We start from the raw sequence: 9,212 nt of genomic DNA on the forward strand, positions 1-9,212 counted from the left end.
CCGGTCAGCTCCTCCCGCCGAAGAGCGGCGGCGGCCCCTGCGGGGGGTTCTCGGGTGGGCGCGGCCGCTGCTCCTCGGGCGGCCTCGGCCCGGTCTGCTGGCCGGGCGGCGGGCCCGGCTGAGCCGTGAGGGGCGCTCGCGGGGGCGGCGCCACGGGCGGGGCGGCCCATTGCGGAGCGGTCGGCGTGGCCCACTGCTGCGGCTCCGGGCCGGGTGAGGTCAGGGCCGGGCCGGGTCCGGGGATGGCCTGCTGCGGGGCAGGCGGGTCCGGGAGGGGACCGGTGGTGACGCGCTCCAGCGTGATGATGGCCGGGTCGCATTCCACGGGGGTGATGGTGCGGCCCCCGCCGGGCGCCGACTGGACCAGCAGGAGCGCGTGGTCGGGCAGGTGCTGGAGGGTGACGGGTTCGACCGTGTACTCGTACACGCGCTGCGTGGTGTCGGCGTCGCTCCAGTTGGTCCCCTCGGCGTAGGAGTAGGCGGCCGACCAGTTCCGTGACGTGGTGACGGAGGTGCCTTCGGTGTCGCTCTGGCTGGTCGAACCGCCCCGGTTGCTGCCGCGCTGGTAGTTCGTCGACCGGTCGGGGAACAGCCCGAACAGCTCGCCGCCCGAATAGGTGCTGCCGGACGAGCGGCTCGTCCCCCAGCTGCGGGACGTCCCCGTCGTGCGGCTGGTGCTGTAGGTCTCGGAGTCGCCGCCGCCCTCGGTGTCGGTGGTCGTGTGGGACTCGTTCCCGCCGATGTTCTTCGTGATCTGCGACAGGACGAACCGGTGGTCGCGTCCGATGAAGTCGGCGGCGCGTGTGGCGTCCTCGTGGCTGCCGAGCCGCATGAACGCGACCGCGCCGCCGCCGATCATCTCCGCGGACGTCTCCCGCAGCCGCCGGAACAGCAGGGTCAGCGGGACGCCGCGCCGCTCGCAGGCGTCCGACAGCCGTTCCAGATGGCGCCGGGCCAGCTCGTCCGCGCCGGCGACGACCAGGGCGGGCGTGGAGTCCTGCGACGCGGTGATGCGGTGCGTGACCCACTGGACGATCAGGTCGGTGAGCAGCTCGGACCGGACGTTGCGGGCCTGGCTGTCGAGCGCGATGCAGGTCAGGTAGCCGACCCCCTCCTTGGAGGGCTCGGTGCCGAGGTTCTCCAGCGGGTGGACGTACGACTCGATCCGCGACAGGTTCGCGTGCGCCTGCCGGCGGTACTCCACGGTGAACAGCTCGGCCGCGATGTGCCGCCGCTCTTCGCGGGTCAGGAGGTCCCCGTCGTCGGGCTCGCCCATCAGGGCGCGGAGCGCCGCCGCGATCCGGCCGAGGGTGATGTTCTCGCCGATGGCGCCGCACACCTTGGTGAGGATCCGGTCGTCCATGCTGCGGTCGGCCCGCGCGGCGTCCGGCGTGCCGCCGTGCATGGACTCGACGATCGCGTCCACGAGGTCCTGCGGCGGCATGTCGGCCAGCAGGCTGGACGATGCCTGCCGGCTCGGCAGGAGCTGCGCGTCCACCCCCATCCACGACGCCTGGGACAGCTCGACCAGCTCACGGCAGACGACCTCGCGGGACAGGTCGAGCACCAGCAGCGGCTGGACGGCGAGGGTGGACGCCCCGTAGGTGGTGAGGAGCGCCTCCCATGCCCACAAGGTCCCGCCGAACACGTCCAGGCGGCGCCCGGGCCGCGTCGCCGCACCCCACTCGGGCAGGTCGTTGAGCCGCGCGCGCTCTGCGTCGTCGTGGGCCTGCCTGCGCGCATGCCATTGCCGCGCCTGGTCCTGGTACCCGCCGATGATCTGCTTCTGCGCCGTCGCGTACGCCTGGCGGGCGCTCTGCCGCTGGCGAACGGCCCACCACGTCAGCACCGCGGCCGGCGTCACGACGATGACGGCCAGCATCAGCGGGCCGACCGAGAAGGGCGAGCTCGCCTTCGTGGAACCGCTGGCCGCGCAGGCGGCGAAGAGCATGAGGCACACCGCGACGCCCGCGCTCACGGGGAGCGTCCGGCTCATCCTGCGCTGTGCCTGCTGCTCGGTCTCGGTGACACGGCGCGCCAGGTACTCCGGCAGGACCTGCTGTCGCGGCGGCGCCTCGGGGAAGGGCCGCAGGAACCACCATCGGTCCCGGAACACCCAGCCGAGGCGGGGATCGGGGCTGAACAGCCGCTCGCGACGTGAGAGCAATCCCCCGGGATCGATCGGTCTGCCCCTCACGATGCTTTACTCCCGTTCTGTCCGGGTGCCGACTCGATCGTCACGCTTGGCGGGGTCATGCGCGGCGATGCCGCGAACAACCCAAGCAGATTGACATGGAACTTGTCAGGCCCTCGGTCGGGAATCGGCCTTCCCAATGGCCGCCTTGCTCAATAGCCTGACTGTCCATGGCGCTGGACAGGGACGGAACCACGGAGAAGACCGACCGCCCGTCACCTGCGGTGGAAGCGCCACCGCTCCCGCCGGACCGTCCGGGCGACGAGGGCGCCCCGTCACGCGTCGCCAGCCGGGCCGCCGCGCAGATCCCCGACCGCCCGGCGAGCGCTCCCGGCCGTCCGGACGACGCCCTGCCGGAGACCTCCGCAGGAGAATCCCCACCGGATCCCCCGGTCCAAGACCCCGAGCCGCCGGTCGACGAGCCCACCGGCGAGGTCGTTGACGCCTTGGCCGTTGACGCCTTGGCCGTTGACGCCTTGGCCGTTGACGCCATGGCCGTTGACGCCATGGCCGCCGACGACACAGCCATTGACGACACAGCAACCGACAACGACGCCGTCGACGACGCGGCCGGGCGGCCCGTGGAGACCGACGGCCCGCCCGAGGCCCGGCCGGCCGCCGGCACCCGCGAACCCGTGGTGGATCGGCGGGACGATCCGCCCCGGCCCGTCGAGGCGCCCGTCGAGGCGCAACCGGTCGCATCGCCTCCGCCCGAAGGCGGGCGGTCCGGCGCACCGGATCCGTCGCGTCCCGCCGAACGGGCCGGGCCATCGGGCGCGGCAGCGGATCGCGCGGGGTTCCCGGAGATGACGGACCGGTCGGGATACGTGTTCAGCGATCGTGAGTACGCGTTCGCGAACGTCTCCCCGGACGAGGCATGGGACATGAAGAACCGGCGTGTGCCGCTGGGAATGGAGTCCCGGCAATGGCACGAGTGCGTCGACCAGTTGCGTGAGGCATTGGCCGCGGACGGCATCACCAACGCGGTCGTTCGGCTCCGGGGGCCGAGCACCCGGTTCCACTCGGACGGCGCGCGGCGATGGTTCCCGCAGAACGAGGACGACCTGCGCACCAGAGTGGCCGAACGCCACCGGAAGGCGTCCGAGGAGGAGCGTGACCAACGCGCGGACAAGGCCGTCGCGAGGTACCGGGCGGCCGGTTTCTCGCAGGACAGGGCGAAGCCGCTCACACCGTTCTTCGACAGCCTGTACCGGCTCGGCATCGCCGAAGAGCCGGACGGCTACGACTTCCGGATCGACGGCGACATCATCGAAGCCCCAGCGTTGCGCGACTGGGCCGCACGCTGGGAAGACGCGGTCGGTCGCGGGGTGACGCTCACCGGGTCCGAGCATGACGGCCCCGCCCCGCGCGACGACGACGACTGGATCGTGGTCGACCCCGCGGAGACCGACGAGGAGGCGAGCTGACGCCGTGGAGCAGGGCGTGTCGTTCCGGAACCCGGCCCGGCGGGGCGGTTGATCATGTGGGACCTGGTGCGGGGCCTGCCCGTGTGCCGGCTGCTGGAGGTTCCCCGTCCGGAGGAGACCGACGGCCGGGACGAGTGGCGCGACCAGCGGCTCGCGGCGCTGGTCTCGGCCTATCACGCGGGCAGGGACCCGGTGCTGGTCGGCTGGCGGCGCGCGCAGGCGTTCGGGCCCACCGAGGTGTTCGTCGGCGGGCACGGCCTCCTCGCCGACCGTGACGGGGACACCGCGACGCTGAGCCTCCCCGCCGGCGGACGCGGAACACTGCTGCCCCAGGGGATCGCCGAGGACTCCATGGCGCACTGGGTGAGCATCGGCGGTATCGCCGACGGCCTCCTCGTGGACGACCCGCCGCCGGAGGAGCCCGCGCGCCCCTCCCTGGAGGACGGCCTCCTCTCGGTGTGGATGCAGCCGTTCGCGTGGATGCTGGTCGCCGAGCCCGTCGACCCCTCGGAGGCCCAGCGCATCGCCGACGACCTGGCGGACCGGCAGCAGCGCGCCCAGTCCATGGCGGAGCTGTCCCCGGAGGACTCGGTGACGGCCGTCCGGATGGAGAAGCGGCATCGCGAGCTGCGCCAGTCCGCGACGTCCGGCCTCTGGCGGGTGCATCTGATGGCGGGGGCGGCGACGCCGCGGGCCGCCGCCCGGGTCGCGGCGCTCGTGAGCGCCTCCGCGGACCTCGGCCGGCTGCCGTACGCGCTGGTCCCGGGGGCGGCGGGGCCGTTCGAGGCGAGCACCCAGCTGGTGGCGGCGCTGGCCCGCCCGCCCGTCCGGGAGGTCGCCGGCGTCCGGTTCGTGATGCGGCCGGAGTTCGACGTCACGCCCGAGTCGGAGAACACCGGCGTCCGGCTGGGACGGGTGCTGGACCGCAACCGCCGCGACGTCGGACCGCTCTCGCTGCCGCTGTCCAGCCTGAACCGGCACACGTTCGTGTGCGGCGCGACGGGCGCCGGGAAGTCGCAGACGGTCCGGTCGCTGCTCGCGTCCGCGTCCGAGGCGGGGCTGCCGTGGCTGGTCGTGGAGCCGGCCAAGGCGGAGTACCGGCTGATGGCGGCGCGGCTCCCGGACGCGGAGGTCGTCACGATCCGGCCCGGGGACGCGGAGGCGATCGCGGCCGGGATCAACCCCCTCGAACCCTCCGCCGGGCCGGACGGGCGTCCGTTCCCGCTGCAGACGCACGCCGACCTCGTCCGCGCCCTGTTCCTCGCCGCGTTCGAGGCGGACGAGCCGTTCCCGCAGGTGCTCGCGGCGGCGCTGACCCGCTGCTACGAGCGGCTCGGCTGGGACCTCGCGCTCGGCGAGCCGGCCGTTCCGGGGACGTCGCCGCGCTACCCGACCCTCGCCGACCTGCAGGCCACGGCCGAGCAGGTGGTCGACGACATCGGCTACGGGCAGGAGATCACCGACAACGTCCGCGGCTTCATCCGGGTGCGGCTGTCCAGCCTCCGGCTCGGCACCACCGGGCGGTTCTTCGAGGGCGGCCATCCGATCGACTTCGACGCGCTGCTCGCCCGCAACGTCGTCCTGGAGATCGAGGACGTCGGGGACGACCGCGACAAGGCGTTCCTCATGGGCACCGTCCTGGTCCGCCTGGTCGAGCACCTGCGTCTGCGGCAGCGCCAGGGCGTCCCGCCCGGCCTGCGCCACCTGAGCGTGTTCGAGGAGGCGCACCGGCTGCTGCGCCGCAGCGAGCAGGCCGGGCCCGCGTCCCACGCCGTGGAGACGTTCGCGAGCCTCCTCGCGGAGATCCGCGCCTACGGCGAGGGGCTGATCGTGGCGGAGCAGATCCCGTCCAAGCTCGTCCCGGACGTCATCAAGAACACCGCCGTCAAGATCGTCCACCGGCTGCCGGCGAAGGACGACCGGGACGCGGTCGGCGCCACCATGAACATCACCGAGGCCCAGTCGCAGTTCCTCGTCACGCTCACGCCGGGTGAAGGCGCGGTGTTCACCGACGGCATGGACTACCCGCATCTGGTCCGCATGCCGGACGGCTCGCACCTGGAGAAGGCCGCGCCGGTGACGTCGCCCCGCGTGCTCGTGACCCCGCGCAGCGGCACGTGCGGGGCGGATTGCCGCGAGTCCCCCTGCACGCTGCGGGACATGCGGGCCGCGCAGCGCGCCTTGTCCGACCGTCCCGAACTGGTGATGTGGGCCGAGCTCGCCGCAGCCGCGCACCTGACGGGCTGGGGCACTCCGCGAATGGACCCCGCCGTCCTGGACGGGCTGCCCGCGCGGCTCCGCGACTGCGCCGTCTCCCACGCCGTCGACGCCGCCGTCGCGTCGCGGGCCGCTCCGGGCGAACTGTCCGTCCATCTGGCGGCGATCCTGCAAGGTGATGCGTGCACGGACGCCGAGACGGACTACTTCGCGGCCCCGTACCGGTGGTGCATCGTCCTGGAACAGCTTGGAGAAGCCCACCGGACGGCTCCCGACGGCGGGCGCCACCCGCTGAGCCAGGAGTGGAAGGTTCGCTACAGGCGCGCCATTCCCGGCGCCACCGTCGCCGACCAGTACCGCACTGTCAACGCCTGGTGGGACCGCGACCAACGCGACCTCGACACCCGCAACCTCGCCTTGTGGGGCTCCAACGGGACGCTCGAAACCGCCGTCGGCGCGCTCCGCACGGACCCCGACTGGCCCGACCGCTTCCGCGAGGCGACCTCCGGCCTGCGCCATTTCGAAGCCCTGGCCGACGCTTTCATCTCCTCCCATTCCTCCGAATAGCCATGCACTATGGAGGCATGGGGCTTCTGGAGCAGGTGGCACCGAATCTGGTCGACGTTCTCCGCCGGGACGCCTGGTGGATGGGCTGGAACACCTTCCTGGCGTGGATTCCGGTGCTCCTCGCCTGCCTGCTCTTCCGCGGGCAGCGCGTATCCCGGTCGCCGTTCTGGTGGGCAGGTCTGACCCTTTTTGTCCTTTTCCTGCCGAACGCGCCCTACGTCGTCACCGACCTGGTGCACCTGCGCGGCGACATCCTCATGGCCGACCGCGGCGGACCCGTCGTCACCGCCATCCTCCCGGTCTACGCCGTCCTCATCGGATCGGGCTTCCTGGCCTACTACCTCGCGCTGTCGGCCGCGCTCCGCCACCTGGCCCGAGTCGGGCTGGGCGACTGGCAGGGCCGGGTCGCGCTGGCCGCGCACGCCCTCTGCGCCATCGGCATCTTCCTCGGACGCTGGGCCCGCCTGAACAGCTGGGAACCCGTCGTCGACCCGCACGCCACCCTCGAACGCATATTCGTCCATCTGACCTGGACATGGGCTCCCGTCCTGATCCTGGCCACCTTCCTGGTCACATGGACATGCCATTTCATGACCAAGGCCATAGCCGAGGCATCGTTCAAGGCCACCCTGAAAAGCGCCCGCCACCTCCACACGACCCTCACCTCCTGACGGATCCCGCCACTGGCGGGGCAGCGTCAGGACCTGCGCGCGCAGACCTCGATCTCGATCTTCATCCGGGGGTCGGCGAGGCCGCACACCATCATCGTCGCCGCCGGCCGCACCTCGCCGAAGCAGCGGCGCAGCACCGGCCAGCAGGGCTCGAAGTCCGCCCGGTCGGGCAGCAGGTACCGGACGCGCACGACGTCGGCGAAGCCGCACTTCGCCTCCGAGAGCGCGGCCTCGACGTTGCGCAGGCACTGCTCCGCCTGCTCCACCACGTCGCCGGAGATCGTCATGGTGGCGTAGTCGAACCCGGTCGTCCCCGACACGTGCACCCAGTCGCCGTCCACCACGGCGCGGGCATAGCCGATCTGCTCCTCGAACGTCGAGCCGCTGAGGATCGCACGTCGCTCCGTCATGGCCCGAAAGCTAGATGACCGGGCGGCGATACGTCTAATACTGCCTTCGCCATCACCTGATATCTCTAGAGGTATGGAGCGTCCCGAACTCCCCCTCGCGCAGCTGCACGCGTTCGTCGTCCTCGCCGAGGAGCTCCACTTCGGCCACGCCGCCCGCCGCCTGGGCATCGCGCAGCCGCCGCTGAGCCAGCAGATCCGCCGTCTGGAGGACAAGGTCGGGCACGCCCTGTTCCGCCGCGAGCCGGGACGCGTCGTCCTCACCCCGGCCGGCCTGGAGCTGCTGCCGGCCGCCCGCGGCGCCCTCGCCGGCCTGGCTGCGGGCCTGGCCTCGGCGCGGGCCGCCGGCGACGGCCGGGCCGGGCGGCTGCGGATCGGCTTCGCCGCGTCCCTCGCGCTGACCGTCCTGCCGGGCCTGCTCCGCACCTTCCGGGACCGCTTCCCCGGCGTCGACCTGGACATCTGCGAGATGACCAGTGCGCCGCAGCTCACCGCCCTGCACGACAAGACGATCGACGCCGGCCTGCTGCGCGAGCCGCCGGCGGACGAGCCGGGGCTCGCCTTCGAGACCGTGCTGACCGAGCCCTTCGTGGCCGTCCTGCCGTCCGCGCACCCCCTGGCGGGGCAGCGGACCGTGCGGCTCGGGCGGCTCGCGGACGTCCCCTTCGTGCTCCTGCCCCGCGCGGCCGGCCCCCAGTTGCACGACCAGATCATCGCCCTGTGCGGGGCGGCCGGGTTCGCGCCCCGCGTGATCCAGCACGCGGTGGAATGGCAGACGGTCTGCGCCCTCGTGGAAGCGGGGCTGGGCGTCTCGCTGGCGCCCGAGAGCATCCGGCGCATCCGGCTCAAGGGCGTCGCCTTCCGCCGGATCGAGCCCGGCGGCGCCCGGACGCGGGTCGCGCTGGCATGGCGCCGGGACGACCCGGGCCCGCTCGTCGCGAACCTGCTGGCGGTCGTCCGCGGTGCTCAGGCGGCGTAGTTGCGGAGGACGCGCAGCGCGTCGGCGCCGTGCGGGCCTTCGGCGGTCAGGCCGGACCGGCCGGGGGCCAGGCGGCGGGCGCCGACGCGGCAGAAATCCGACGCCGGGCCGGTGACGCGGGACGGGGCGGAGGGGTCGCCGAACGTCCAGCGCGTTCCGTCCGGGGCGGTGAGGTCGCAGAAGACGGAAGCGTCAGGGAGCCCTTCGACGGAGAAGGCGTAGGGCAAGGTGCGGTGGGCCAGCCAGGCGATGTGGCGGATCCGGGCCGTGTCGGGGTGGTCGATGCCCAGCGGAACGGTGATGTCCAGCGCGTGGGCCCAGTGCTCGGCGAGCCTCGTCGTGGCCAGCGTGCGCGGAGACAGCGACGTCCTCACCCAGGAGAGGCGCGTGCCGGGCGGGTGCGCGCGCAGCGCGTCCGGCGTCGCGAAGGCGGCCTTCCGCCAGCGCGCCAGGAGGTCGGGCGGGGATATCCCGCGCTCGGCGGCGACCATGTCCGCGGCCATGCCGTCCACGGTCTCCGCGGAGGCCAGGAAGGCCGTCCCCTCCCCGATGGACGGGTCCGTGATCACTTCCTCGGTCTGCACGAGATGCAGGACGACGTCGGCGACGGTCCAGCCCTCGGCGTCGGACGGCCGCGACCACTGCTCGGGCGAAAGGGATTCCAGGACCGCGTCCAGCCGGCGGTACTCCGCGGCCAGATCGTCGAAGATGTCCGCCATGGCGCCACCATACCGAATTGCATTCGGTTCT

The 9,212-nt window shown here is 72.9% G+C and carries 7 protein-coding genes; 4 read left to right on the forward strand and 3 right to left on the reverse strand.

Annotated features, from left to right (window positions below; genetic code table 11):
- Nucleotides 1-4 precede the first annotated feature (4 nt).
- The gene (locus tag ACQPZP_RS31065; protein ID WP_433473260.1) at nt 5-2,197 is read right to left on the reverse strand and encodes a hypothetical protein; all 2,193 of its coding nucleotides are present in this window, start codon (nt 2,195-2,197) and stop codon (nt 5-7) included.
- 167 nt (nt 2,198-2,364) lie between these two features.
- Here ACQPZP_RS31065 and ACQPZP_RS31070 point away from each other — a divergent pair, with 167 nt between their 5' ends.
- The 3 genes from ACQPZP_RS31070 to ACQPZP_RS31080 are packed head-to-tail and all read left to right on the forward strand — an operon-like array spanning nt 2,365 to nt 7,076.
- A complete protein-coding gene (locus ACQPZP_RS31070) occupies nt 2,365-3,621 on the forward strand; it encodes a hypothetical protein (RefSeq protein WP_433473261.1) in 1,257 nt (418 codons plus the stop codon).
- 54 nt (nt 3,622-3,675) lie between these two features.
- Complete coding sequence (locus tag ACQPZP_RS31075) at nt 3,676-6,405, forward strand: ATP-binding protein (RefSeq protein WP_433473262.1); 2,730 nt, start codon at nt 3,676-3,678, stop codon at nt 6,403-6,405.
- A 17-nt stretch (nt 6,406-6,422) separates the two neighbouring features.
- On the forward strand, nt 6,423-7,076 hold the full coding sequence (locus tag ACQPZP_RS31080) for a DUF1361 domain-containing protein (protein WP_433473263.1): 654 nt from the start codon (nt 6,423-6,425) through the stop codon (nt 7,074-7,076).
- A gap of 26 nt (nt 7,077-7,102) precedes the next feature.
- Here the strand turns inward: ACQPZP_RS31080 and ACQPZP_RS31085 are convergent, their stop codons facing one another.
- Entirely contained in the window at nt 7,103-7,486 is a 384-nt protein-coding gene (locus tag ACQPZP_RS31085; RefSeq protein ID WP_433473264.1) for a RidA family protein, read from the reverse strand.
- 73 nt (nt 7,487-7,559) lie between these two features.
- On the opposite strand from ACQPZP_RS31085, the gene ACQPZP_RS31090 reads away from it, so the two are divergent.
- Complete coding sequence (locus ACQPZP_RS31090) at nt 7,560-8,462, forward strand: LysR family transcriptional regulator (RefSeq protein WP_433473265.1); 903 nt, start codon at nt 7,560-7,562, stop codon at nt 8,460-8,462.
- Here the strand turns inward: ACQPZP_RS31090 and ACQPZP_RS31095 are convergent.
- Nucleotides 8,450-9,181 (reverse strand): maleylpyruvate isomerase family mycothiol-dependent enzyme, encoded by a 732-nt coding sequence (locus tag ACQPZP_RS31095; protein ID WP_433473266.1) that lies wholly within the window; start codon nt 9,179-9,181, stop codon nt 8,450-8,452. The two genes, ACQPZP_RS31090 and ACQPZP_RS31095, sit on opposite strands and share 13 nt — an antisense overlap.
- Between the last annotated feature and the right edge of the window lie 31 nt (nt 9,182-9,212).

The sequence above is a fragment of the Spirillospora sp. CA-142024 genome, assembly GCF_050942325.1.
In the GTDB taxonomy this organism is placed as follows: domain Bacteria; phylum Actinomycetota; class Actinomycetes; order Streptosporangiales; family Streptosporangiaceae; genus Spirillospora.

Coding starts and splice junctions, on each gene's coding strand:
- ACQPZP_RS31080 (WP_433473263.1), top strand. CDS start 6,423: ATGGGGCTTCTGGAGCAGGTGGCACCGAATCTGGTCGACGTTCTCCGC.
- ACQPZP_RS31095 (WP_433473266.1), bottom strand. CDS start 9,181: ATGGCGGACATCTTCGACGATCTGGCCGCGGAGTACCGCCGGCTGGAC.
- ACQPZP_RS31090 (WP_433473265.1), top strand. CDS start 7,560: ATGGAGCGTCCCGAACTCCCCCTCGCGCAGCTGCACGCGTTCGTCGTC.
- ACQPZP_RS31085 (WP_433473264.1), bottom strand. CDS start 7,486: ATGACGGAGCGACGTGCGATCCTCAGCGGCTCGACGTTCGAGGAGCAG.
- ACQPZP_RS31075 (WP_433473262.1), top strand. CDS start 3,676: ATGTGGGACCTGGTGCGGGGCCTGCCCGTGTGCCGGCTGCTGGAGGTT.
- ACQPZP_RS31070 (WP_433473261.1), top strand. CDS start 2,365: ATGGCGCTGGACAGGGACGGAACCACGGAGAAGACCGACCGCCCGTCA.